This window comes from Cognatundibacterium jejuense, assembly GCF_014284255.1.
Taxonomy (GTDB): Bacteria; Pseudomonadota; Gammaproteobacteria; order Burkholderiales; family Burkholderiaceae_D; genus Undibacterium; species Undibacterium jejuense.
Genome location: NZ_JACOFV010000014.1, coordinates 1 through 26,040, shown reverse-complemented (window position 1 = coordinate 26,040; position 26,040 = coordinate 1). Strand labels below are relative to the sequence as shown.

Genomic DNA, 26,040 nt, shown 5'->3' with positions numbered 1-26,040 from the left:
TATATTTTTCAACTGTATTTTATGTTTATCTGTGCATGCTATTGCTGCGGTCAATGCAATCACAACATTGGATTTATCGACGTACTCTGATAAGGATGGTGCGATTTCAATTCAGGAGCATGGCGACACCATCGATCCCTATTTTGTATTACAAGCCTTATTACTCGCACATGATCATGGACTCAGCAATAAGGTGATCAGCAAAAATTGGATCAACTGGCTGATTGTCAGACAAAAACCCGATGCAACTTTTGATCGTTTTTGTAGGATAGGACCGGTGTGGGCACCATGTAAGACTGCAGATGCCGATGATGCCTTGTTGGCGCTATGGATTAGGTTGCTTGAGGCTTTACCCGACGATCTCAAAGCAAGTCCGACATGGCAGCAGAGCCGTATCCGTAGTATCAACGCTCTATCTCAATTAATTGACGTCAGTCGGGGAATTTATCTGGTCTCTCCCGTTTATCAACACGGCCTGTTTATGGATAACCTGGAAGTTCTCTCGTATCAATCAACAGATAGTGACAACGTAAAGCTATTGCCGACGAAGACGCTGGAAAACAATATCCGTCGCTTATTTTGGGATCAACAAAAGAAAATTTTCCTGGTCTCGACGCAAGCTGAACAAAAAGAGATGGCAAGCAAATTCTACCCCGATCAAGTCGCCCAGATATTCCCTCTACTTTATCGCAACAACGGGATCATTACGACGAATCGCCACCAATATTACCAACAATGGATGCGCAGGCACAGGCAAGAATGGTTGCTGCAGTCACGCGAGGATTTTGCATGGGGGCTGATCGCCGTCATTGCACAGCAAGAGGGCGACAGCGAATCTGCACGTTGTTGGATGCGCGACGCTGGGCGCGCAAGACATACACCACATTGGATAGTCAGCGACGAAGTTGCCTGGCAAATACTATCCAAAGACGGATTAAACCCGGCGGCGAACAACACTAAGTGTCTCTGATTTTTGGCAGCACATGTTTTACCTTCGCTTTACCTTTGTTTTACCAGATCACGCTGTTGAGTTTTTTCCGAATGTCATTTCTTTGATAAAGAAGGCTATAAAATGCAAAATAAAACCTATCTGGCGTGCGTAGGAACGCGTCCGGAAATCATCAAAATCGCACCGATTTATCATGAGATGAAGGCGCGAGGACAGCACATGTTGTTAGTGCACACTGGACAACATGAAGCGGTGACTGATGCACTGTATGCATTTTTTGATATGCCGCCGGATATCACGATTCACTTACAACGGCTTTCACCTTCATTAACAGATCTGACCTGTGCTTTATTGCAGTCGGTGGATACGGCGATCGACAAACTTCACGCTGACGTCATTTTGGTTCAGGGTGACACGACCTCTGCATTTGTCGGTGGTTTGCTTGCGTATTATCATCGTAAGCAACTGGCGCATATCGAGGCCGGATTACGTACCCACGAAAGTGAGCCATTTCCAGAAGAAAAAAACCGCGAAATGTTAGGGCGGTTGGCCGATTGGCATTTTCCTCCGACTGAACAATCTGCACTTAACCTCGTCAATGAAGGAGTTAGACCTGACCGTATCTTTGAAGTAGGCAATACCGTTATTGATGCTGCACTCTGGACGCATCGGAAAATTTCCAGTCCCGGATTCGAATTCGCCAGCGTTGCACCGGCTGCATTGGTGAGTTTTCTGACAGAATTCGATCACCATAGAGTTATCCTAGTAACCGCGCATCGCCGTGAAAATTGGGGTCAACCCATACGTGATATAGCTCAAGCCGTTGCACAATTACTTGAGCAACACGAAGACATCCTGGTAGTTTGGCCAGTTCATCCAAATCCTGCGGTGAGAATGGATGTGGAAGCTGTTATGCGGCAATTACCCGCCAATGCCCAAAGTCGTATTTGCTTAACTGAACCTTTAGGATATCAGGCACTGATTGCTACCCTGGTTCGCTGCGAATTTGTCATTACCGATTCCGGTGGCATACAAGAGGAAGCTTCAGCGTTTGCTAAGCCGGTGTTGATTACGCGTAAAAGTACCGAACGCCAAGAATTAGTCGATTCCGGTGGTGCACTCCTTGTCGGAACTGACATCGCCATGATAATGAAATCTGCAGAATCGCTGCTTTCCGATCCACAGTTTTATCGCAGTATGCAAGTTGCTGATAGTCCCTTTGGAGATGGCTGCAGCGCTCGTCGTATTGTGGATGTGTTGACCTTAGGCCAGGGTAATTTGATGTCAAAGCTTGCCGAACTTCCCATCACCGTTGTCCAGTAACTTCGACCAAGGTTCTCAACGAGGAACTTTTATTTAAAAAATTCCTCGCCTTCATCTCATCAATAGGAAATCGTGAATATGAATGACAACACCATGAAGACTGTACAGCGCGATGCTGCGTCTCTTGAAAAAATATCTGCTAATTGTATTGCGATCGCACTTCTTAGCATCGGAATCCTTCACTGCCAAACGGGTATCGCACAGGAACAAAATAAAGGTATCGCCGACGATGGAAATATACCGGTCTTATTGACGTCAGGCCTGGAATCACAACCGCTTCGCTCCATTGAGATCAGTGTCGGCGATCAACATCTCACCAATGACTACGGCGATTGGCGAGATATTTCCATTAATGGTGTTTATACGTTGGGGCAGCAGATTTTTCAACTTGAACTCGCATCCAAGCGAGAATTCAACACTGCCGGAAATTTTCTTGGCTTCGCGGATACCGTGACGATCAATGACGACTGGTACACCAGGATATCAGCAGGCGCTGGCGACGGCGCATTTTATTTACCACGGTATCGTGGGGATCTTTTTTTATACAAAAAATGGTTGGAGCATCGCAATTTCGTCACTTCTTTCGGAGTGGGTTACTACAGTTCACCGGATGGTCATATTGATCGAAATGTGAATATCGGTGGCGTGTATTACTTTGAATCTCCGTGGATTGTCCAGTTAGGTTTACGTTATAACCGGAGTAACCCTGGCCAGGTGGAAACCCATCAACAACTGATTGCTATCACTTATGGACGTGATAAGCATGATCAGATCACATTGCGCAGCGGATGGGGGGGGGAGGCATACCAACAGATTTCATCGCAAGAGGCCATTGTTAATTTTCAAAGTCGCGAAGTGAGTGTGATGTGGCATCACTGGCTGACCCCGGTTTCAGGATTCATGCTCAGTGCCGAACGCTATAGCAACCCTCTATACGAACGCGCTGGTGGCCGCATAGGCTATTTCCAGCAATTCTGAGCTTGGTCAGCCATGGAACAGCTAAATAAAAGCATACTTACTAAGGCCATAGTTCAGGACGCTGCTTTACAAAAGGGCCTATTTGCCTTGGAGACCATCAGGCAGCGCGACTCCCAAAGTAGCACGCATCGATCTATGGGATCATTTTCGCTAGCACCGGCATTGTTGTTTCAAATAATTGTATTGCCGATCGTCTTTTGTATTTTGCTATTGGGACTCAAACCTTACATTTTTGCCGGGTGGCAGCAATGTATTTTATTTTTTGCCCGTCAATTGTCAATACCGTTATTAGCGTTGAATGAACAGCCAGACCTTTCCCATTTAGGTTTTACGTGGAACGGTGTAATCACGGCAACAGCGGGTGACCTCAATGCGTGGTGGGTCAGTTTTTTTATGACTTTGTTAGCGTTGATCGGCAGCTTTTGGTTGGATAAACATCGTATACCTCTTAAATATTTGTTGCGCATTATTTGCGTTTTACAAATTTTTTCGATGGCTTTTTTCTTTTTTTTTCCAGATCGGTTTCCATACACCATTGACAGCCATAGCCTGAACCTGATCAACATGGGCTACGTCGTAATATTGGGAATTCCTTTCATGCTGAGTCTGGGCTATTACGTGCTTGAAGTAAGCTTGCTACGAAAAATTATCAGCACAATCTACGTTCTTATCTATTTTTTGGTGCTGGTACCGTTTCAGGTGATGTTCCATATGTTGTTGCTGCAGTATTGTTCATTATTGATCATGCCTGTTTTGTACGTGTGTTTAGGCATGTTGTTTGATGTCTTAATATTCGTGGCTTTATATTCGCAACTAGCCAGTAAGATAGGGCAGCAAGCAATGAAGTAAAAAAGATAGGGGTTCACCCCCGATTGTACGTAGTTTGATTTAAACTGAAAATACAGTACCAGAAGCGAGCTATAACCTTACTTCTGGTACGCCTCACGAAAGATAAAAATGTGATTACTTCCATGCCAGAATATTGGCCTTCTTACGTGGAACTGGCAATGCGCTTTCCGCAGCGACGCCCAAGATAATCGGGGCAATGATATGAATCTCGTCGCTTATGCCTAGCTCTTTTTTCCACTCTGACGTGTTTAAGATCTGTACGGCAAAGCCGATCACACAAGTCGCCAGACCATATGCGCACGCTGCAAGCATCAAATTTTCTGCCGCCAACCAGCAATCTGCACTCGCAAATTCACCTACCGGTTTGGCGCATACCAACACCAAACTCGGTGCATTATAAAAAATATTGAAATCTGTCGCAGTAAAGTGCTGATGCATAGCGCTCGCGGTGAATGCTGGTTTTTCAGTAGAAAGGCTTAGGGCATTTTTTGCAGATTCGGATATCCGTTTTAATAGCGTTGGGTCCTGGATGACCATGAATTCCCACGGCTCTTCGTGCATGGCTGTTGGCGCCTGAACCGCGGCATCGAGCAATTGCAGTATCCGTTCGCGGCTTGTTTTCTCATCTGTAAAATTTCTCACCGCCCGTCGCTGATAAATCGCTTCGATGATGCTTAAGTTGTCGCTATTAACGGATTTCATGGGAATATTGTGCACGATTTTTCCTTGCATTGAACGTCTGTGCTTTATGGAAGCGAGCAACAGGTAATGCATCCTAACCTATTGCTCGTGTTGCCTAAGCGCTTAAATATTGTTGATTGCCTTTGCAATATCCGCTTTCGCATCGCCTGCCGTGGCCTGAACGGCACCGGCATTTTTTTGCATATTGCCTTTGACTTGCAGGCCTTTTTTACCTGTAATCTTACCGGCTATTTCCTTTACTTTACCCTTGACTTCTTCTGTTCTTCCGTTGATCTGATCTTTATTCATGATGACTCCTGATATGTTTTGCGGCACATCGCCGAAACATGGCAATTGCCATGCCTGCTTGGACTGTATTTCAACGCATCAATCAAATCTGTTCGATAACAAACACAATTAAAAGTTAATTGACGAGTCAATATTGGGCAGCAGAGTGCGATCAGAAACGCGATATTCATTGTCAAAAAAATTAATATGAAAGTACGTTAGCGTACTGAAAAGCGAACTTCTGCTCTGTAGTGTTTAACTAACGGTTTAACCATAGGTTCTACCATTGGCTTTAAAGGTAGTTTTAAACACGGCACTGCCAGTTTCCTCCCATCATGATCAAAGACCGGGTGGGAATAAATCCAAGTCTGAGCAAAATCTCCGCGCCTCCAGTGGGTATTTCGTCCAAAAAGCATATTGCACCACGTTGATTTACCTTGATATGGAGTCGTCTATGAAAGCTCTCGTCTACCACGGACCCGGCAAGAAGTCGCTTGATGAATGCCCAAAGCCAGAAATTATTGATCCAACTGATGCCATAGTAAAAGTCACGAAAACTACGATCTGCGGCACCGATTTGCATATCCTCAAAGGAGATGTCGCTACCTGCAAGCCTGGTCGTATTCTTGGGCATGAAGGTGTCGGCATTATTGAAAAAGTCGGCTCCTCAGTCAGCGCATTTAAGACAGGGGATAGAGTATTAATTTCTTGTATCAGCGCTTGCGGTAAATGCGCATTTTGTCGCAAGCAAATGTATTCGCATTGCACTACTGGTGGCTGGATACTCGGAAATAGTATTGATGGGACGCAAGCCGAGTTTGTTCGAATTCCATACGCTGATACGAGTTTATATCCGATTCCTGATGGTGCTGACGAAGAGGCGTTGGTCATGTTGAGCGATATATTGCCAACAGGTTTTGAATGCGGTGTTCTGAATGGCAAGGTCCAACCCGGCAATACGATAGCAATCGTCGGTTCAGGTCCTATCGGGCTGGCTGCTTTGTTGACTGCGCAATTTTATTCGCCTGCCGAGATCATCATGATCGATCTTGATGACAATAGACTCGCAGTGGCAAAGAGATTCGGTGCTACAAAAACTGTCAATAGTAAGGATGGTAAAGCCAGTGAAGAGGTCATGACTTTGACTGGTGGCAGAGGCGTCGATACGGCTATTGAGGCCGTAGGCGTCCCAGCTACATTCGAACTTTGCCAGAAAATTATCGGCGCTGGTGGAACGATTGCCAATATAGGCGTACATGGCACTAAGGTAGATCTACATTTAGAAAGCCTTTGGGATCGTAACCTGACGATCACCACCCGCCTGGTAGATACCGTTAGCACGCCGATGTTGCTAAATGTAGTTCAGTCGAAACGTCTGGATGCTACGCAATTAATTACCCATCATTTCAAATTAACCGAGATTCTGAACGCCTACGAAACTTTTGGCCATGCCGCGACGACCGATGCGCTCAAGGTCATCATTGAAACCTGAACCGGATTTTCTCGCCGTGGGTATATATAGCGGGGCCAATCATTAAGCGGAAGTCTCTTGAAAGTAGCGTAATGCAAGAACAGGAAAACAATAGTGCAGCAAGCGATGTAACTGCATCCGATCTGTCACCGATACCAGTCATCGCACTGAATGATCAACGCTTAATTGCTCAATTGGCTAAAACCGAGGCCTTACTGGCCGAGACGTCAGATGCGCTTCTGCGCGCCAGAGCCGATTCAGAGAATACGCGACGGCGTTCACAAGACGACATGGCAAAGGCCAGGAAATTTGCCATAGAAAGCTTTGCTGAGGCGATGGTGCCGGTGAAAGATAGTCTCGAAATGGCCTTGATGCTTGATTGGCCATCGTTTGAGGCTTTGCGTGAAGGTGTGGAGATGACCTTAAAACAATTGAATTCAGCATTTGAACGTCATGGCTTGTTAGAAATCACGCCAGCCAGAGGAGAAAAAATCGATCCTGAAAAGCACCAGGCAGTCGCTTTAATTCCTACCAATGATCAAGAATCAAACACGGTCGTCAGTGTTTTACAAAAGGGATACATGCTGGCTGACAGATTATTACGTCCCGCCATCGTCACTGCTGCGCAGGCTTCTCCTTCAAAAACTTGAAGAGAACCAGCGCTGCGAACAACACTAACCAAGGAAATAAGATGAGTAAAATGATAGGTATCGATCTGGGCACGACAAATTCTTGCGTCGCTGTCATGGAGGGCGGCAAAGCCAAGGTAATCGAAAATTCAGAGGGTGCGCGCACCACACCCTCCATCATCGCCTATCAGGAAAATGGCGAAATTCTGGTTGGAGCTCCCGCAAAAAGACAAGCAGTAACCAATCCGGTCAACACCTTGTATGCCGTCAAGCGCTTAATTGGTCGCAAATTTGATGAAAAAGAAGTGCAAAAAGATATTGATCTGATGCCCTTTAAAATCGTCAAGGCAGATAATGGCGATGCATGGATCGCTGTGCGTGACAAACGTCTGGCGCCACCACAGATTTCTGCAGAAGTCTTGCGCAAGATGAAAAAGACGGCCGAAGACTACCTCGGACATGAGGTCACAGAAGCGGTGATTACCGTCCCGGCCTATTTTAATGACGCACAACGACAGGCAACTAAAGACGCTGGACGGATCGCTGGCCTCGACGTCAAACGCATTATTAATGAACCTACTGCCGCCGCTTTGGCATTTGGTTTAGATAAAAATGAAAAAGGTGATAAAAAGATTGCGGTCTATGATCTGGGCGGCGGTACCTTTGATATTTCCATCATAGAAATCGCTGCTGTTGAGAACGAAAAGCAATTTGAAGTACTGTCTACCAACGGCGACACCTTTCTTGGTGGCGAAGATTTTGACCAACGTATCATTGACTACATCATTGATGAATTCAAATCTTTGCATGGTATCGATTTGAAAAAAGATCCCATTGCACTGCAACGCATTAAAGCTTCAGCCGAACGTGCCAAGATAGAACTCTCATCAGCGCAACAAACTGAAATCAATGAGCCGTATATTGCAATGGCAAATGGTGCTCCCATCCATTTGACGCAAAAAATTACCCGCGCAAAATTAGAATCCTTGGTTGAAGAATTAATCAGTGCCACCATAGAACCATGCCGTATTGCGATGAAGGACGCGGGAATTTCGGTCAAAGAAATCGATGATGTGATCTTGGTCGGTGGTATGACGCGTATGCCTAAAGTTCAGGAGAAGGTCAAAGAATTTTTTGGTAAAGAGGCACGTAAAGATGTTAATCCTGATGAAGCAGTCGCTGTTGGGGCTGCAATTCAGGGGGCGGTTTTATCCGGCGATCAAAAAGATTTGCTGCTATTGGATGTTACGCCACTGTCCCTGGGTATCGAAACCATGGGTGGGGTGATGACTAAGATGATCCCTAAAAATACCACGATACCAACCAAATTCAGTCAAATCTTTTCTACCGCTGACGATAATCAGGCGGCAGTGACGATAAAAGTCTTTCAGGGCGAACGAGAGATCGCGGCTGGCAACAAAACTTTAGGTGAGTTTAATCTGGAAGGAATCCCACCGTCTGCTCGAGGCTTGCCACAAATCGAAGTCACCTTTGACATTGATGCAAACGGTATCTTGCATGTTGGCGCTAAAGATAAAGCGACCGGGAAAGAAAACAAAATCACGATCAAAGCTAATTCCGGATTAACTGAGCAAGAGATACGTCATATGGTGGAGGACGCTGCGGCAAATGCTGAAGGCGATAAAAAACTTCGTGAGCTCGCTGAAGCGCATAACCACGCAGATGCACTCATTCATGCAGCACATAAATCAATGACCGAGGCTGGCGAAAAACTGAATGCATCAGATCGACTTGAGCTTGATGAGGCAATACTCTCTCTCAAATCAGTGATAAAAGAGGGCGATAAAGCGGCGTTATCGACAAGGCATCAATATCTGGAGAGCTTACTGCAAAAACTGAATCAGACTATGCAAGCAGGTGAACAACAAGCGAGCAATGCTGGCGCAAATCAGCATGAAGGGCAGGGGAATGCATCGCAAGGTTCTACACATCCTGATGATGTTATGGAAGCAGATTTTAAAGAGGTCAAACAAACGTGAAACGGTTTTTTTGAACGGCAGCGTTGTTCATTCTCGACTGAAAACCCAAAACACGTTATGTGGAAACCATGAAATACAAAGACTATTATCAGGTTTTGGGTGTTCCGCGCTCAGCAACTGAATCCGACATAAAAAAAGCGTATCGGCAATTGGCGCATCAGTTTCATCCGGATATTTCCAAAGATCCTGCAGGGGAAGAAAAATTTAAAGCAGTTGCCGAAGCGTATGCGATTTTAAAAAACAAAGAGAAGCGAGCAGAATACGATAATTTGGGGCAGCAATCAGCGGGCGACCAATTTACACCACCACCACAATGGCAAGATGAATTTTCTAGTCAGGCAAGTGATTTCGACGATGTCGATATCTCGGATATATTTAATGCGTTCAATCGTTCAAGAAGTGGTGGCGCGAGCGGTATGTGGCACGGTAAAGGACGTGCTCACCGCAAGGCAGTTCCCATCCGGGGGGATGACTATTCTGTCACTGTAGCCATTAGTCTGGATAAGGTGATGTCTGGCGGAGAAGTAGATGTCACCGTTGAATTGCCAGAAACTGATGCTCATGGTTTGCCGCATCGTATGCCACATACCTTTCGCATACAAATACCACGTGGCGCGACTGAAGGGCAACGATTGCGCCTGGCAAACAAAGGCGGTAGTGGCGCAAACGGCGGACCGAATGGGAACTTGTATATCAAATTAACGATCACTCCCGATCTGATATACCGAATTGCGGGGCGCGATTTATATGTTGATTTGCCGATTTCACCTTCGCAAGCTGCTTTGGGCGATAGCGTAGACCTTATTTTCTTTGATACCCGACTCACCATTTACATTAAACCCGGAACTTGTTCAGGGCAACGCTTACGATTTGCCGGCAAAGGTATACCTGCGGACAAAGATGCGATCGCTGAAAGTGGTGACCTTTTTGCAGTGATACAAATTCTGGTACCTAAAAAACTCAGTGACGAGCAGCGCGCACTTTATCTCCAATTAGCAGCGATCACGGTATCGCCAACGCGATCATCTGATGCGAAGGAAACGACATGAGCATGATTCAAGTAGCAAGCGCGAGCCCGCATCAACTTGGGACAGAAAAAACAGTATGCAATGGCTATTATTTGATGGAGGTATCAGGCTTAAGTGAATCTGAAATAGAAGCACTTATCGATCATGATTTGCTCACGCCATTGAGTAACTGCAATGAAACAGGCAAGTCCGTGAGAACAGGTGATACTGCACATTTTGCGCTGCATGCGGTGCTTTTTGCAACGAGCGCAAGGCGGCTGCGTGATGATTTTGAACTTGATTGCAATGGACTGATTCTTGCCTTAAATCTGATGCGTAAAATCGATATCTTACAAGAAGAGCTAAGCGTTCTAAGAGCATGTTTGCCTGCTAGTACCTTTTATTCAGCACTCTCTTAATGGAATGGTGTGTACGCAAACGAACGGAACGTAATCTCAATAAAACGTATCATTTTTACTTCGGAAATATGAAATAACTCGCTGATCACTGGATAGGAATTTTTTGACTATAGATCACTCTTGACACACCAAAAATTAATTTAATGACTCTGCGAGCATTTTATATTTATCCGAACTACCGGGGCTGGCGGTCGGGAAATATTCCAGCACCAAATTGTATATGGTAATGAGTAACCCAGAAATCGATGTTGGGAATTGGCTTAACTATTCAATCACATGGAAAAAATATGACAAATTCAATTCATCTCGATGCCAAGTCGAAAGAACTCAATTACGATCCGAACCATTTATTAAACACTATCATAAAAAATCTCCATCTGAAAAATGACGCTGCGCTGTCGCGAGCACTGGAAGTTGCGCCGCCGGTGATTAGTAAAATCCGGCATCGGCATCTGGCAGTGGGAGCGACGCTGCTGATACGTATGAATGAAATCAGCGGCATAGAGATTAAGGAGTTACGTAAGTTGATGGGTGACAAAAGGAAAAAATTTCTAAACCACGAATTATCTTTAAATATAGATACTGAGCAACCAGCGGCAAATGAGTTCCGGAATGGGGTAGCGGTTCAGTTGTCTGTTTAATGCATAGATCAACTCCTAGACTATCAGATGCGAACTGCCCAGATAAACGCCGCAGAGAAAGCGAGAATTGTGCAAACAGCCCCCAGAAACTTGGAATTTTCTGGCTCTTGGACGGTTTGCCATTTAGGCGCAGTGATACGTGAACTGGATCAATTATTAGACTTGCCACTTACCCAATTAAATCTGGACGGTAAAAAAATAGTCAACATTGACAGTATTACAGTGTGGATTTTGCAATCCAGATTGCAAAAATTGAGAGCGAAGGGTGCACAGATTGATATGCTGGATTGGCCTGCAGAATATCAATTGTTAGTCGATAACTTGCCATCAAAATCACAACCGCCACGCCATCAGCATTTGAAATCAGGGATGTTAGAAACGCTAGGTAAAGATTGCATCACGTTCTGTGCAAACGGTTTTTCTTTGCTTAGCTTTATCGGCGAAACTACCCTCAGCTTGTTGGCCGTATTGCTACAACCCAATCGTGCCAGAGTGCGCAGCGTATTACACAATGTGCAAATCAGCGGTGTCAATGCCTTACCCATCGTCGGCGTAACTTCGTTTTTATTAGGCATTGTCATTGCCTATCAAGGTGCTGATCAACTGCGACATTATGGCGCTAATATTTTTGTAGTGGAACTGGTGGGGTATGCGATGTTGCGGGAGTTCGCTCCGTTGATTACCGCTATTATCGTTGCAGGACGCTCGGGTTCCGCCTATGCCGCGCAGATTGGCACCATGCTGGTGACTGAAGAGGTAGACGCTCTTAAAACCATAGGGATCAAACCGATTAATTTATTAGTGCTGCCCAAGTTGATTGCACTCATGCTTGCCTTACCATTGTTGACTTTGTTTGCAGATGTACTTGGTGTGCTTGGTGGCATGTGGATGGCCAATAATAAGTTGCAAGTAGCACCGCATGAGTTTTTGGCTCGCTTTGGAACAGAAATTCCGCTTAAAACCTTATTCATTGGTCTGGGTAAATCATGGGTTTTTGCGATCGTAATTGTTTTGATTAGTTGTTATCAAGGCTTTCGTACTAAGTCCAATGCCGATAGTGTTGGTCAGCAAACTACGCGTAGCGTGGTGCAATCCATCTTTATCGTGATTGTGCTCGATGCTGGTTTTTCTATTGTATTTAACTTGCTGGATCTTTGATGAATTCCGGCAAGATAGAGTCCGAGGCAAGAAAGGATGATTATGTCATTCAGATGCAGCAGATTTGTACTCGGTTTGGCGAAAAAATCGTCCATGATAGTGTCGACCTGCAAGTGAGGCGTGGTGACATCTTTGCTATTGTCGGTGGTAGTGGCTCGGGAAAATCAACCTTGCTGCGAGAGATGATCTTACTCCACAAGCCTGATAGCGGAAGCGTGAAAATCCTTGGTACAGACCTAGCCGATATAAGTGAGCCAATGACCAAAGATTTGCGTCAACGTTGTGGCGTCCTGTTTCAAAAAGGCGGATTGTTTGGAACCTTGACTGTCAGCGAAAACATAGGCCTCCCTTTGCGCGAACATACCGATTTAGATGATGTCCTGATTGATCAAGTCGCGCTTTGGAAATTAGCACAGACAGGATTGCAGCCGGAGTCCGCCAGTTTATATCCAGCCGAACTCAGTGGTGGCATGTTGAAGCGTGCTGCGATGGCGCGCGCATTAGCGCTTGATCCCGAGTTATTGTTTCTGGATGAACCAACCGCCGGACTTGATCCTACGAGTGCAGATGGGATCGATACCTTGATTTTGCAGCTTCACTCGGTTTATCGCCCGACCATTGTGATGATTACCCATGATTTGGATCTGCTATGGCAAGTGACGCATCAGGTTGCCGTTTTAGGGGACGGTAAAGTGCTTGCAGTTGGCTCGATGATGGAGCTATCTCAGCTAGAAAATCCAGAGATAAGAGCATACTTTGATGGCGCACGTGGACGCGCTGCACAAGAGCAGGCAAGCAATCTTGCAGCAAATCGCACCATAAACGTCAATGATAAAAAGGTGCCGGCATGGAAACCAAAGTGAATTTTGTGGTCGTAGGGCTCTTTGCCATACTTCTCGGGACTCTGTTTGTGGTTATTGTATTGTGGTTGTCTGTCGGCCTGAACCATCATGACAAACCTAAATTATATTTGTCCGTGATAAATGAATCCGTTGCCGGACTCAATCTGGATGCGCCAGTGAAGTATCAAGGCGTGATTGTTGGTAAGGTACATTCAATCACCCTCAATCGACTAAATCCGCAGCAGGTTCTGCTCATTTTTGCCATTGACCCAAGCACGACAATCAAAACCGATACACAAGCGGTGCTCGAAACGCAGGGGCTCACAGGTATTGCTTATGTTGAACTCAGTGGTGGTACGCCCGCGGCACCGGTATTGATGGCTCAATCAGGTTTTGAATACCCACAGATTCCAAGTAAGCCATCTTTAAGTACTCGTCTGGAAAATGTTTTAAGTACTGCAATGGCCAACCTGGATCACACAACAGCCAACATTAATGCAATGTTAAGCGACGAGAACAGGCAATCAATAACAAAAATCCTCATTGATACGTCAAGCTTAATGGCGAGTTTAGCTTCGCAGAAAGCCAATATCAGCCGCGGCATAAACAAGGCAGCCGTCACTATGGACAATACCGCGCAGGCAAGCACCAAACTAGATCCTTTAATTTTACGCATCAGCGATAGTGCCAATGCTATCACTGCCATGGCAAATAAACTGAGCGAAGCCAGTGGAGAGGCGCAAAAAACCGCGCAAGAACTTGGCGGTGGCATCCATCAGGTACGCGTCGATAGTTTGCCTGAACTGCAAAAAATGATGTTAGAAATAACAGAGTTATCCGCTACATTAAAAAGTTTGGCTGAACAAACTCAGCAAGACCCTGGAAGTCTGCTGCGTGGTCGCAAGGCTGCACCGCCCGGTCCTGGTGAAATGCAGAACGAGGTCGTGGCACCATGATTGTCTTTCATTATAGATCCCTCATACTAGCGTTTGCTCTGCTCTTGTCAGGTTGCTCGATATTACAACCGGTATCGCCACCAGTATTGAAAGAGTATCGTTTAGAGGCAGCTTCGATGGCTAAATCGATGGTGTCATTACCATCCTCTTTGAGTATTGAGATTAGCACTATCCGGGCGGTTCCGGAGCTCAATGGCCGTCATATGCTCTATGTTCAACACCCTTATCAAATTGAACGCTTTCAGCAAAGTGAATGGCAGCAAAAACCGGCAAGCATGCTAACGCCTCTTGTGGTGGCAGCGCTTGAAGCCAGTGGCTTATTTCAAGTTGTTTTGCGGTCACCTAATCCGATCAATGTTAACTACCGTTTAGAGTTGGAGCTCGTTCAACTGGAACAGGAATTCACAACGTATCCAAGCGTGATTCATTTAGGGCTGCGCGCTTATTTAACTGAAAATAAATCCCATACGATCGTCGCTTGGCAAGAATTTAACGTCACGCAGGCTGCACCTACTGAGGATGCCTATGGTGGAGTTATCGCTAGCAGGCTGGCAACGACTGAAGTATTACGACAATTAGTAGAGTTATGTCGCTCGCATGTAGGGCAGACGAATGCTACACCTTGATCACCGAGTTGATGAGATGTTGGTGTTTGTCTCGTTTATGTGATTTTGTAGTAGTTGCGCCCCGATCTGACAGTCACCCGGTTTGAAGTGTGGAATTGTCAGATCAAATTCAGTTATTTAGTTTTGTGATTTTATCGTGCCACGCCTCCTTTCCGTCAATTAGTGTTTGAATTGGTATGCGACCACAACACATTTTTCCTTGATGAGTACGTTCGTGATTGTAGTAATGCAGCCAGTCGTCCAGGTCTTTCTGCAACGCATCAATCGACAAGTAAATCTTTTTCCGAAACGTGACCTGGTAAAACTCATTCAGAATGGTTTTATGGAAGCGTTCGCAGATGCCATTCGTCTGAGGATGACGCACTTTGGTTTTTGCGTGTTCGATTTCATTTAACGCAAGATAGAGTTGATAATTGTCCGCTTCTTGTCGGCCGCAATAGTCGGTTCCTCGATCAGTCAGGATTCGAATTAAGCCCATTTCGTATTAGGCAAAGAGCGGTAACACCTTGTCATTGAGCAGATCAGCAGCCGTAATCGGGGTTTTGGTGCTGTAGAGCTTAACCTTTGCGACGGACAATCGCTTGAAATTGATACGGGCCGCGGTGATTGATAGTTGCCATACTCTGATGCTCCAAATTATTAAGGAACAAGGTATAGCTATGCTTTTTATCCACGTATTAAAGATTTTTTATGCTGCTAAGTGCAGCATAAATGCAGCAAAAAATACGTTTTAAAAGCAAAAAAGGCCTACAGAAATCTGTAAGCCTTTGATTTTATTGAATTTGTTTGGTTGCGGGGGCAGGATTTGAACCTACGACCTTCGGGTTATGAGCCCGACGAGCTGCCAGACTGCTCCACCCCGCGTCTGAGAGGGCGAACTATACAGGGCGCAGTGCGAATATACAAGTGACTAAGCAAAATATTTTAAATTGATTCCGTTGAATTGGTTTAGTTTATTTGTATGGCTGATGTTAATTGAAGAAAAGATAGTAGATATAACAAGCATTTTCATTAATCCGTGCATAATGAAGTCTGGCTAGAAATGCTGCTGCATTTATTTTTAAACATATCCAGGAGTGGCATCGCAGTGACTTTGTTGGTGGCTGTAGTTAAACGGGATATGGTGTGCATGATGAGGAGGTATTACTGTGATCGAATATGACGTAATTGACACCCAAATTTCGCCAGAAGGCCGTATGGAAGTGTTATCGAAGGCCGAGGTTGGCAAATTACTCGACAATAGTCATGGTGGTTTGTACCAGGTGTTTCGTAGCTGTGCATTGGCGGTCTTGAATTGTGGTAGTGGTCTGGATGATGGGAAGGAGTTGCTCGAGCGTTATAAAAGTTTTGATATCAGTATCATCCAACGTGAGCGCGGCATTAAGCTTGATGTCAAAGGCGCGCCAGCAAGTGCGTTCGTCAACGGTGTCATGATCAAAGGTATACAGGAACATTTGTTTGCAGTCCTGCGCGACATTTTGTTTATCAATGTTGAGATTGCCGATGGTAAGAAATTTGACCTGAACTCGTCAGAAGGTATTACCGATACGGTTTTTCATGTGCTGCGGAATGCGAATTTGTTGCGCCCTCAGGTTAGCCCTAATTTGGTGGTTTGCTGGGGTGGACACTCGATTTCAGGAACGGAGTACGACTACACCAAGCAGGTTGGCTATCAACTGGGCTTGCGCGGCATGGATATTTGTACTGGTTGTGGCCCGGGCGCAATGAAAGGCCCAATGAAGGGCGCAACCATAGGTCACGCTAAACAAAGATTGACGCATAGCCGTTATCTTGGTCTGACTGAGCCTGGCATTATTGCTGCTGAGGCGCCTAATCCTATCGTGAATGATTTAGTGATTATGCCGGATATAGAAAAACGGCTTGAGGCCTTTGTTCGGGTTGGTCATGCGGTGATTGTGTTTCCTGGTGGTGCCGGAACAGCGGAAGAGATTTTGTATCTGCTTGGGATTTTATTGCATCCTGAAAATGCTGAATTGCCGTTCCCATTGATTTTCACGGGTCCAGAAAGTGCCGCTGAATATTTTGCTCAAATTGATCGCTTTATTGCTGATACCTTGGGTGTTGAGGCGCAAAAACATTACCAGATTATTGTGAATAATCCGGCTCAGGTGGCACAGGAAGTGGAAAAGGGCATTAAGCAAGTACGTGAATATCGCAAACAAAAAGGTGATGCTTACTATTTCAACTGGTTATTAAAAATTGACGCTGAATTTCAAAAGCCATTTGAACCTACCCATGAAAATATGCGTAGTCTGGAACTTCACAAAAATCAGGAGCCACATTTGCTGGCAGCGAATTTGCGACGTGCATTTTCGGGTGTGGTGGCTGGAAATGTGAAAAATCAAGGAATTCGTGCCATTGAACAATACGGAAACTTTGAAATTTGTGGTGATATTGCTATTATGGAATCGATGGACGCATTACTAAGTTCTTTTGTTGTGCAAAATCGCATGAAATTACCAGGTAAAGCTTACACTCCTTGCTATCGCATCATAAAATAGTGAAATAGACAGGTAATGTTGTTGGGTTATATTGCTACACCGCTTATTGTGAATTTATGTGGCATCGTCCTTGATGGCGCTGTCGGGTTTCAATTTCGTACTATGATGAACATTTCTGAAAAGACATAAATTTATTTTGGGCAATTTGTTTGAAGTTGGTAAGATGTTGGCAAATCAATTCTATAAATTTAGAGGATCATAATTATGAGCACCGTACAGCAAGAAGTTGATGAGCGCACCAATCTTACCGGTTCAAACAAGTTTGAATTGCTGCTTTTCAGATTGGGTGGCGATGGTGGTGGTGATCGCTCCGAGTTGTTTGGTATTAACGTTTTTAAAGTACGCGAAATCGTTGCTATGCCTGCGATTACTGCGGTTGCCGGTTCATTGCCACATATGTTGGGTGTAGTTAACTTGCGCGGTCAAATTATCCCTGTGATCGATTTGCCATCAGTGGTTGGCTGCGTGCCAAAAACCGGCTTAAACATTATGCTGGTCACAGAATATGCGCGCACGACCCAAGGTTTTGCGGTTGAATCAGTCGAAGAAATCGTGCGCCTCGATTGGAGTCAGGTGTTGTCAGCGGAAAACAGTGCCGTCGGTGGTATGGTTACCAGTATCGCTCGTCTGGATGGCGATACAGAAAATACCCGCTTGGCACAAGTACTGGACGTAGAGCAAATCTTGCGTCAGATTACACCATCAGATGCAAAAGACGTCGACCCTGAGACAATAGGCGATCGTTTGCAGATGAAAGAAGGTTCTGTGATTTTGGCGGCCGATGATTCAGGTGTAGCTCGCAGCCTGATCGAAAAGGCGTTGGGTGCGATAGGTGCGCCATTCATTATGACCAAAACTGGTAAGGAAGCATGGGATAAGCTGCAAGTTCTGGCTGCTGCTGCCCAATCTGAAGGTAAGGGGTTACGTGATAAAGTCGCAATGGTGTTGACTGATCTTGAAATGCCTGAGATGGATGGTTTTACGTTAACACGTAAAATTAAGCAGGACGACCGCTATAAGTCTTTGCCTGTCATTATCCATTCGTCGTTGTCTGGCCAGACAAATGAAGAACATATTAAAACGGTTGGTGCTGATGCGTATGTTGCAAAGTTTGTGGCTGAAGAGCTGGCTGCTGCAATTCGCAAGGTATTGGCCGCTAAGTAAAATATATTCAAATAAAAAAAGGGGGGGCAATTTATATTGCTCCCCTTTTTTTTTAGGGTGAGAAAGCTTATTTACTTATTTTTCTCCATCCCCCCGGACAGTCCTTGATGGCAGGGTAGAAGCCATCTGGCTGGTCGCAATATAGCCATTCATTGCCATTTAATGCCGGTGCAGAAGGCTGAGCTTCGTACATGTTATAGGTTGAGGTGGTCGCAGGTGCGGTGGAATAGCTTGGGGGGCTATAAATCACCGTTGGAGATTGAATAACGACTTCACGTGGATAAGAATAATACGGTGAACCGTAGTAATAAGAATGACCATAATAAGAATGACCATAATAAGATGGGCCATAATAAGTCGGTGCGTAGTAAGGTGTGCCGACCACGATTGGAAATGGGTTGATATAAACACCAAATCCAACTCTGGGTCCTCTCCAGTATCCATATGGGCCAGCAAAGCTGCTACTTACCATCGACAGACTGAGTAAGAGTAGTAAGGAAATTTTCAAGGTTTTCATGTTGTGACTACCTTTTATTGTAAATAGATAAGTTTGCGTCAAAAAAACGAAACTATTTGCGTAAATTGTACTCTGTTACCAGTGGTTGAAATTCCCAAAAACGTTTAAAAGACTTCGGGGTTGACTTTTCTACTGGTATTCATCAATGCACCTTACTTAGTGCAGTTATTTCGCCAAAAAGTTCAATTGATAAAAATAAAGGACGACATGTTTTTACAATTAAAAAAAGTATTATTTATATTTGCAATTATTTCAGTTGGCGGGGATGCATTAGCCGCTACGACTGCCGTCGCTTCCATTTCGGAAAGTACAGAAACAGTCACGTCGAATGTGCGTGAACATTATACAAAATACGAATACCAGGTCCCCATGCGTGATGGTACTCGCTTGTTCACGGTGATTTATGTACCCAAAGACAAGGCACATACCTATCCGTTCTTGATGGTACGTACACCATACGGGACGGGGGTGCATTACAACGATGAATTACATTATGGTGTTGATTTTTATCCCAAAAATCTTGGTCCATCCAAGGATTTTGAAGATTGCGGTTATATTTTTGTAAATCAAGATGTTCGTGGTCGTTATATGTCGGAGGGGGTGTGGCAAGAAATGACTCCGCATAACAATTCTCGCCTTCAACCTGGTCAGGGGATAGAAAGCCAGGACATGCACGACACGGTCGATTGGTTGTTGAAAAACATACCAGGCAATAATGGTAAAGTCGGGATTTGGGGGATTTCTTACCCAGGCTTTTATACATCGGCCAGCATCATTGATTCGCACCCGGCGATTAAAGCGGCCTCACCACAGGCACCAGTGACTGATTTGTTTATGGGCGACGATTCTTATCATGGTGGCGCGTTCATGTTGGCGGCAAATTTTGATTTTTACTCTAGTTTCACAACAGAAAAAAATCCTACACCACTGCCTAAAAACTGGGGATCTTTTGATTATGGGACAAAAGATGCTTATCAATATTTTCTGAAATATCAAAGCCTTAAAAATATCGCTGCACAACTCAGTGATAAGCAGCGTGAACTATTCATGCCGAATGTTGAGCACAGTACTTACGATGATTTTTGGAAGTCCAGGAATATTGCCCCACATCTCAAAAATATCAAAGCAGCGGTATTAACGGTAGGTGGTTGGTACGACGCTGAAGATGTTCATGGTCCGGTGGCCACCTATGACAGCATTAAAGCTAATAATAAAGGTCAATTTAATGGTCTTGTACTTGGCCCTTGGGTTCATGGTGGCTGGGCCGGAGCCGACGGAAGAATGTTGGGAGACGTCGACTTTGGAGCCAAAACGGGCGAATACTACCGCAAAAACATCCTTTTCCCATTCTTTGAACACTACTTGAAAGGCGTAGAGGCGAAACCCTTGGCCGAGGCAACTGTGTTCGAAACTGGCACCAATGTCTGGCGTGAATATGCGAGCTGGCCGCCTCAGCAGGCACAAAGCAAGACCTTGTATTTTGGTGCTGATCGTACTTTGAGTTGGACGCCGCCGGCTGCGACAGCCGCGGCCTATGATGAATACGTTAGCGATCCTAAAAAGCCTGTACCGTATATTTCTTACGTGGCGATTGGTGTTCCGCGTGAGTACATGGTGTCGGATCAACGCTTTGCTTCAACCCGTTCAGATGTGTTGGTGTACCAATCTGAAGTGCTGCAAGAAGACGTTACGGTAGTCGGGCCGGTTATGCCTAAGTTATTTGTGTCTTCAACAGGCACTGATGCGGATTGGGTGGTTAAGCTGATTGATGTGTATCCATCAGATTATCCGGATGAACATGCACCGCGTGAACGAGGTCATGATGTGCCACCGCCTACGGTGACGATGGCTGGTTATCAGCAACTGGTACGTGGCGAACCGATGCGTGCAAAATTCCGCAATAGCTTCGAGCGTCCAGAGCCTTTAGTTGCTAATCAAATTACACCCTTGACATACAAAATGCCGGATATTAATCACACCTTCCGTCGTGGTCACCGGATTATGGTGCAGGTGCAAAGTTCCTGGTTCCCGTTGGTGGATTTGAATCCGCAACAATTCATGGATATTCCTAAGGCCAATCCGGAAGATTTTCAAAAAGCGACGCAACGCGTTTATCGCGCGCCAGGTCAATATTCAGGCATAGCTGTACAAGTTTTGGCAAAGTAGAATGCCAGATCTGAACAAAATAGACATTCACACTTCACTTCTTTCGATAAATAGGATGCAATTCATGCTATCTCCATATTTCAAACGTACTTCTATCAGCACTCTGGTTGGTTTGGTCTGCGCAGCTTCTGCTCATGCACAAACGCCAACAACGGCACCAGCAAATACTGCGGCCTCAAACCAACTCGTGTTGGAATCTGCGACCATGGATTTGAAAGTAGATCCTTGTACGGATTTTTTTGAGTACGCAAATGGTACCTGGTTAAAAAACAACCCAATTCCCGCCGATCGCTCCCGTTATAGCGCGTATGACGAAGTGACTGAGCGCAATCTGACAGCATTGAAGCAAATTGCAGAAGCCGCAGCAGCAGGCGAAGTGAAATCGAAAGTCGGTCAGTTAGTCGGTGCGTTTTATGCCAGTGGTATGAATGAGGCGCAGATTGAAAAAGATGGTGCAACGCCGTTGAAACCACAATTGGATGCGATTAATAATATCAAAGACAAACAACAATTAATGGCGGTTATTGCGAGTTTGCATAAGCAGGGTGTGAATGCTTTGTTTGGTTTTGATGTCCAGCAAGATGCAAAAAAAGCAACGCGCTACATTCCTCAATTGATGCAAGGTGGTCTTGGCTTGCCGGACCGCGATTACTATCTGAAGACAGACGCAAAAACGGTAGAAATTCGCAATAAGTATCAAGCTTATGTTGCGCAAATGTTTGAGTTGGTTGGTGATGCACCTGATGTCGCTAAGCAAAATGCTAAGACAGTCATGGACCTGGAAACGCGCCTGGCAAAAGCATCATTGACCAAGGTTGCCTTGCGTGATCCGGAAGCCAGCTATCATTTGTCAGATCTGAATGGCTTGCATAAAATTGATCACTTTACATCTTGGCCGACTTACTTTAATGCGGTAGGTTTAAATCAGCCGGGTCAACTGAATGTCGCCCATCCAAAATTCATTGCTGAAGCGGGGCGTATGATTAATGGCGTTTCACTCGATCAATGGAAAACCTATTTGCGCTGGCATTTGGCGAACGATTATGCCAATGAATTGAGTTCGCCATTTGTGAATGCGCATTTTGATTTTTACGGTAAAACGTTGGCTGGCACCAAAGAGCTGCAACCGCGCTGGAAGCGCGTTCTGGCGAAGATAGATATGGATGCCGGTGAGGCACTGGGCGAATTATACGTGGCTAAATTCTTTAGTCCGGAAGCCAAGGCTGGTGTGCTTGAAATGGTCAATAATATCAAAGATGCTATGCGTGAAAGCATAGGCAAGTTGGAATGGATGTCTGACATCACCAAGCAACAAGCCTACAAAAAGCTTGATACTGTCATGGTAAAAATAGGCTATCCAGATGTCTGGCGTGATTACAGCGCTCTGCATATTGACAATGGCTCGTATGTTGCCAACGTTGCTCGCGCGAATGAATTCGAATTCAATCGCGTTCTTTCAAGATTAGGTAAGCCAATTGACCGCAATGAATGGGGCATGACACCGCAGACCGTCAATGCCTATTACAACCCGACGATGAACGAAATCGTTTTCCCTGCGGGTATCTTGCAACCGCCGCTATATCACGTTAATGCTGATCCTGCGGCTAACTACGGCAATACTGGCGCTACCATTGGCCATGAATTGACGCATGCATTTGACGATGAAGGTAGCCAATTTGATGCACAAGGTAATCTGAAGAGCTGGTGGACCAAACAAGATCAAAAGCAATTCCTGGCGCGTGTCAAAACCATAGAGCAGCAATTCGATGAATTTAATCCTATCGATCAATTGCATATCAATGGCAAATTAACGGCCGGTGAAAATATCGCCGATCTTGGCGGTATGAAGATCGCCTTGCAAGCTTTGCGTAAATCCCTGAAGACGAAGCCACAGGCAGCAGAAATTGATGGTTTGACGCCAGAGCAGCGTTTCTTTGTGGCGAATGGTCAAAGTTTCCGTAGCCTGATTCGTGACGAGAGTTTGCGCCTAAAATTGGCTACCGATCCTCACTCTCCAGATAAATATCGCGTTATTGCGCCATTGGCAAATATGCCAGAATTTTCCGAGGCATTTAGCTGCAAAGGTGAACGCTCACCTTTGCGTCATGGCAGTAAGCAGGTAATTATCTGGTAACAGCGTATACTATCGCCTGAATTGATTGTTTTTAATCCATGGTAGCAAGCTAAAAATGTCGCATGGCTTGCTACATGTAGTTAGAAATTTCAGGGTGAGGTAGGAGTATATTTAAAAATACACCCTTTTGTCCTTACGGATATTAGGGTGTTTTTATATACACCTACCCAGTATAGTTTTGAAGGTGAGATTGATCAGACAGTCGACCAAGTTTGAAATGGTTTTCTCACCCATCATTTTTACTTTTTTGCTTTTGTTAGTTTACTTTGACTAAGTATGGAAACCACCAAAGTTATCGAATTTGAACGTCCGCAAATGGACGTAGGCCTGAGCTGTACCGCCAATGCCTGGGCACGTATTCCGGAAGCGCCGGATGCGGAAGAAAAATTGGCTCTGAAAGCCCGCGTTAGACAACTGCTTAAAGAAAAACAGGCTGTGCTAGTGGCGCATTACTATGTTGACGCCGAATTACAAGATTTGGCGGAAGAAACAGGTGGTTGCGTTTCTGATTCTTTAGAAATGGCACGTTTCGGGCGGGATCATCCTGCCAAAACATTGGTCGTGGCTGGCGTTAAATTCATGGGTGAAACTGCCAAAATACTGAGCCCGGAAAAAACAATCCTGATGCCAGATCTGGACGCCACCTGTTCCCTTGATTTGGGTTGTCCTGCTGATGAATTTGCAGCGTTTTGCGATGCGCATCCGGATCGTACAGTGGTTGTTTATGCCAATACCAGTGCCGCAGTCAAGGCGCGTGCTGACTGGATGGTGACATCAAGCATTGGTCTGGATATCGTCGCCCACTTGCACGCGCAAGGTAAAAAAATCTTATGGGCACCGGACAAACATCTGGGCAGCTATATCCAGAAGCAAACCGGCGCTGACATGCTGTTATGGCAGGGTTCTTGTCTGGTACACGATGAATTTAAAGGTATCGAGCTGGATGTGTTGAAAGCCGAATATCCAAACGCTAAAGTCTTGGTGCATCCTGAATCGCCCGCATCCGTCGTGGCGCTGGCAGACGTGGTTGGCTCAACGTCGCAAATGATCCATGCTGCGCAAACGCTGGATGCGCAAGAGTTTATCGTCGCGACCGATAACGGCATTCTGCATAAAATGCAAATGGCTGCACCTGGCAAACGCTTCATCGTTGCGCCAACTGCTGGTAATAGTGCGACTTGCAAGAGCTGCGCTCACTGCCCATGGATGGCAATGAATGGCTTACGCAATCTGGTGCAGGTACTAGAGCAAGGTCATAATGAAATCCAGGTTGACCCTGACACGGCCGACAAGGCTAAATTATGCATCAACCGCATGCTGGACTTTGCTGCCGCGAAAAAAGCGAATGTCCGTCCATCCGGCGATCTGGCGAAAGACGGCGCTTTGTTTTCTGGGATAGGCCCCGCCTGAGTAGTTTCGTCATTTGATTGAATATTTATCTGAAACAAGGATAGTTTTTTATGTCCAGTAATTTAAAAAATAAGCATTATCCGTTTGATGCAGATTTGCAGCAGGCATTTGATCGCAATGTCCGCGATGCTTTGGTGGAAGATGTTGGCGTGGTCGATCTGACGGGCTTGCTGGTCCCCTCTGAAGAACGTGTTAAGGCGCAAGTGATCGTACGTGAAAACGCGATCCTGTGCGGCGCACCATGGTTTGATGCAGTGATGGAACGCTGTCATCCGGATATTCGCATCGAATGGAAATATGCAGAAGGTGATGCAATGATCGCCAATTCTGTTGTTTGCAAAATCGATGCGCCAGCGCGCGCTTTGTTGACTGCAGAACGCTCAGCACTGAACTTCTTACAATTGCTCTCTGCCGTTGCGACTGCCACCGCCAGATATGTTGCCATGATCGCCGGTACTAAAGCAGCTATTCTGGATACGCGCAAAACCATGCCAGGATTGCGCCTTGCCCAAAAATACGCAGTCCGGGTTGGTGGTGGTAAAAATCAACGACTAGCTTTGTACGACGGTATTTTGATCAAGGAAAATCACATTGCTGCAGCAGGTGGAATCGCAGCGGCGATGCAGCAGGCGTTTGATTTGAAATCCAACGCGATGATACAAATTGAGGTAGAGAACATCGCTGAATTGCGTGCTGCTTTAGCTGCTGGCGCTACTTCAGTGCTGCTCGATAATTTCACCACTGATATGATGCGCGAAGCCGTTGCGTTGAATGCTGGTCGTGCATTGCTGGAAGCATCAGGTGGTGTCGATGAGCGTACTGTACGTTCCATCGCAGAAACCGGCGTTGACCGCATCTCTATTGGCAGTTTGACCAAGGATATCAAGGCAACAGATTATTCTTTGCGGGTACTCTGATTTAGCCTTCAATGAGAAAAATAAGCGCCACGCCCCAATAGAAGGGGTGTGGCGTTTTTTTATTTCCAATGAGTTATCAGCGTTATTGCTTGGTTCGGCTAGCCCTGGTAGATGTGCTATCGGACATGCAGGGATGTTTAGACATGCGAAATTATAAGCATGTGGGGTAGTGCTTGTGCCGCGTTACATGAGGGTGCAAACCAAAGTAAGTCAAAAAATTTATCGTTCAGGATAATTTTTTTGACTTTAGATAAATGAATAGTAATACGCGAGTTCAATTTTGAAGTGCAAGCGTATTTTTGAAGAATACCTGATTGGGTGTAAGGTATCCTAACCTTTTTCTTGGTCGATTATTCAGTCTATTCATGGCGTGATCAATCTCCTGTTGTGTAA

Annotated in this window: 23 protein-coding genes, 1 tRNA gene and 2 pseudogenes; 20 read left to right on the top strand and 6 right to left on the bottom strand. The window is 45.4% G+C overall.

All coding sequences use genetic code 11. The annotated features are described in order from the left end of the window. The first annotated feature begins 31 nt into the window (after positions 1-31). The 4 genes from H8K32_RS14675 to H8K32_RS14660 all read left to right on the top strand — a co-directional run bounded on the left by H8K32_RS14675 (position 32) and on the right by H8K32_RS14660 (position 4,099). A complete protein-coding gene (locus H8K32_RS14675) occupies positions 32-970 on the top strand; it encodes a hypothetical protein (protein WP_186913295.1) in 939 nt (312 codons plus the stop codon). Positions 971-1,072: 102 nt separating this feature from the next. Continuing rightward, the gene (gene wecB, locus H8K32_RS14670) at positions 1,073-2,272 is read left to right on the top strand and encodes a non-hydrolyzing UDP-N-acetylglucosamine 2-epimerase (RefSeq protein WP_186913294.1); all 1,200 of its coding nucleotides are present in this window, start codon (positions 1,073-1,075) and stop codon (positions 2,270-2,272) included. A gap of 78 nt (positions 2,273-2,350) precedes the next feature. Continuing rightward, positions 2,351-3,250 (top strand): YaiO family outer membrane beta-barrel protein, encoded by a 900-nt coding sequence (locus tag H8K32_RS14665; protein WP_186913293.1) that lies wholly within the window; start codon positions 2,351-2,353, stop codon positions 3,248-3,250. A 135-nt stretch (positions 3,251-3,385) separates the two neighbouring features. Further along, a complete protein-coding gene (locus H8K32_RS14660) occupies positions 3,386-4,099 on the top strand; it encodes a hypothetical protein (RefSeq protein WP_222613126.1) in 714 nt (237 codons plus the stop codon). A 114-nt stretch (positions 4,100-4,213) separates the two neighbouring features. Here H8K32_RS14660 and H8K32_RS14655 read toward each other — a convergent pair whose 3' ends face one another. Together H8K32_RS14655 and H8K32_RS14650 are read right to left on the bottom strand one after the other, a co-directional pair. Then, positions 4,214-4,816: a nitroreductase family protein gene (locus H8K32_RS14655; RefSeq protein ID WP_222613125.1), complete on the bottom strand. Its 603-nt coding sequence runs from the start codon at positions 4,814-4,816 to the stop codon at positions 4,214-4,216. 87 nt (positions 4,817-4,903) lie between these two features. Continuing rightward, positions 4,904-5,089, bottom strand: a complete 186-nt coding sequence (locus H8K32_RS14650; RefSeq protein ID WP_186913291.1) for a CsbD family protein — start codon at positions 5,087-5,089, stop codon at positions 4,904-4,906. A gap of 433 nt (positions 5,090-5,522) precedes the next feature. Between H8K32_RS14650 and H8K32_RS14645 the strand changes: the two genes are divergently transcribed. From H8K32_RS14645 to H8K32_RS14600, 10 genes are all read left to right on the top strand, one after another. Continuing rightward, positions 5,523-6,560 carry a zinc-dependent alcohol dehydrogenase family protein gene (locus tag H8K32_RS14645; RefSeq protein ID WP_186913290.1) on the top strand — a complete coding sequence of 346 codons (1,038 nt, stop codon included), beginning with the start codon at positions 5,523-5,525 and terminating at the stop codon, positions 6,558-6,560. A 71-nt stretch (positions 6,561-6,631) separates the two neighbouring features. After that, on the top strand, positions 6,632-7,189 hold the full coding sequence (gene grpE / locus H8K32_RS14640; RefSeq protein ID WP_186913289.1) for a nucleotide exchange factor GrpE: 558 nt from the start codon (positions 6,632-6,634) through the stop codon (positions 7,187-7,189). Between the two features lie 41 nt (positions 7,190-7,230). Then, positions 7,231-9,168 (top strand): molecular chaperone DnaK, encoded by a 1,938-nt coding sequence (gene dnaK, locus H8K32_RS14635; RefSeq protein ID WP_186913288.1) that lies wholly within the window; start codon positions 7,231-7,233, stop codon positions 9,166-9,168. 68 nt (positions 9,169-9,236) lie between these two features. Continuing rightward, positions 9,237-10,217, top strand: a complete 981-nt coding sequence (locus H8K32_RS14630) for a DnaJ C-terminal domain-containing protein (RefSeq protein ID WP_186913287.1) — start codon at positions 9,237-9,239, stop codon at positions 10,215-10,217. Then, the gene (locus H8K32_RS14625; protein WP_186913286.1) at positions 10,214-10,594 is read left to right on the top strand and encodes a chaperone modulator CbpM; all 381 of its coding nucleotides are present in this window, start codon (positions 10,214-10,216) and stop codon (positions 10,592-10,594) included. Before H8K32_RS14630 ends, H8K32_RS14625 begins: the two co-directional genes overlap by 4 nt. Before the next feature lie 287 nt (positions 10,595-10,881). Beyond that, positions 10,882-11,235 carry a hypothetical protein gene (locus H8K32_RS14620; RefSeq protein WP_246447375.1) on the top strand — a complete coding sequence of 118 codons (354 nt, stop codon included), beginning with the start codon at positions 10,882-10,884 and terminating at the stop codon, positions 11,233-11,235. 69 nt (positions 11,236-11,304) lie between these two features. Beyond that, positions 11,305-12,393 (top strand): MlaE family ABC transporter permease, encoded by a 1,089-nt coding sequence (locus tag H8K32_RS14615; RefSeq protein WP_343068021.1) that lies wholly within the window; start codon positions 11,305-11,307, stop codon positions 12,391-12,393. Further along, positions 12,393-13,256: an ABC transporter ATP-binding protein gene (locus H8K32_RS14610; protein ID WP_186913284.1), complete on the top strand. Its 864-nt coding sequence runs from the start codon at positions 12,393-12,395 to the stop codon at positions 13,254-13,256. The genes H8K32_RS14615 and H8K32_RS14610 overlap by 1 nt, the downstream gene beginning before the upstream one ends. Continuing rightward, positions 13,241-14,191 carry an MlaD family protein gene (locus tag H8K32_RS14605; RefSeq protein ID WP_186913283.1) on the top strand — a complete coding sequence of 317 codons (951 nt, stop codon included), beginning with the start codon at positions 13,241-13,243 and terminating at the stop codon, positions 14,189-14,191. The genes H8K32_RS14610 and H8K32_RS14605 overlap by 16 nt, the downstream gene beginning before the upstream one ends. Then, complete coding sequence (locus H8K32_RS14600) at positions 14,188-14,817, top strand: ABC-type transport auxiliary lipoprotein family protein (RefSeq protein WP_186913282.1); 630 nt, start codon at positions 14,188-14,190, stop codon at positions 14,815-14,817. Before H8K32_RS14605 ends, H8K32_RS14600 begins: the two co-directional genes overlap by 4 nt. 109 nt (positions 14,818-14,926) lie before the next feature. Here the strand turns inward: H8K32_RS14600 and H8K32_RS14595 are convergent. Both H8K32_RS14595 and H8K32_RS14590 read right to left on the bottom strand, forming a co-directional pair. Beyond that, positions 14,927-15,388: pseudogene (locus H8K32_RS14595) on the bottom strand (integrase core domain-containing protein); the annotation flags it as partial. A gap of 216 nt (positions 15,389-15,604) precedes the next feature. Continuing rightward, a tRNA-Met gene (locus H8K32_RS14590) sits at positions 15,605-15,681 on the bottom strand. A gap of 287 nt (positions 15,682-15,968) precedes the next feature. On the opposite strand from H8K32_RS14590, the gene ppnN reads away from it, so the two are divergent. Together ppnN and H8K32_RS14580 are read left to right on the top strand one after the other, a co-directional pair. Then, complete coding sequence (gene ppnN / locus H8K32_RS14585; RefSeq protein ID WP_343068029.1) at positions 15,969-17,339, top strand: nucleotide 5'-monophosphate nucleosidase PpnN; 1,371 nt, start codon at positions 15,969-15,971, stop codon at positions 17,337-17,339. 204 nt (positions 17,340-17,543) lie between these two features. Further along, positions 17,544-18,503: a chemotaxis protein gene (locus H8K32_RS14580; RefSeq protein ID WP_186913281.1), complete on the top strand. Its 960-nt coding sequence runs from the start codon at positions 17,544-17,546 to the stop codon at positions 18,501-18,503. A gap of 67 nt (positions 18,504-18,570) precedes the next feature. Here H8K32_RS14580 and H8K32_RS14575 read toward each other — a convergent pair whose 3' ends face one another. Continuing rightward, complete coding sequence (locus tag H8K32_RS14575) at positions 18,571-19,020, bottom strand: hypothetical protein (RefSeq protein WP_186913280.1); 450 nt, start codon at positions 19,018-19,020, stop codon at positions 18,571-18,573. A 207-nt stretch (positions 19,021-19,227) separates the two neighbouring features. On the opposite strand from H8K32_RS14575, the gene H8K32_RS14570 reads away from it, so the two are divergent. From H8K32_RS14570 to nadC, 4 genes are all read left to right on the top strand, one after another. Beyond that, the gene (locus tag H8K32_RS14570; RefSeq protein ID WP_186913279.1) at positions 19,228-21,186 is read left to right on the top strand and encodes a CocE/NonD family hydrolase; all 1,959 of its coding nucleotides are present in this window, start codon (positions 19,228-19,230) and stop codon (positions 21,184-21,186) included. A gap of 64 nt (positions 21,187-21,250) precedes the next feature. Next, complete coding sequence (locus H8K32_RS14565) at positions 21,251-23,320, top strand: M13 family metallopeptidase (RefSeq protein ID WP_186913278.1); 2,070 nt, start codon at positions 21,251-21,253, stop codon at positions 23,318-23,320. A 276-nt stretch (positions 23,321-23,596) separates the two neighbouring features. Beyond that, positions 23,597-24,730 carry a quinolinate synthase NadA gene (gene nadA, locus H8K32_RS14560; RefSeq protein ID WP_186913277.1) on the top strand — a complete coding sequence of 378 codons (1,134 nt, stop codon included), beginning with the start codon at positions 23,597-23,599 and terminating at the stop codon, positions 24,728-24,730. A 50-nt stretch (positions 24,731-24,780) separates the two neighbouring features. Next, the gene (nadC, locus tag H8K32_RS14555; RefSeq protein WP_186913276.1) at positions 24,781-25,647 is read left to right on the top strand and encodes a carboxylating nicotinate-nucleotide diphosphorylase; all 867 of its coding nucleotides are present in this window, start codon (positions 24,781-24,783) and stop codon (positions 25,645-25,647) included. A gap of 274 nt (positions 25,648-25,921) precedes the next feature. On the opposite strand, the pseudogene H8K32_RS20735 reads toward nadC, so the two are convergent. After that, a pseudogene (locus H8K32_RS20735) lies at positions 25,922-26,040 on the bottom strand (IS30 family transposase); the annotation flags it as partial.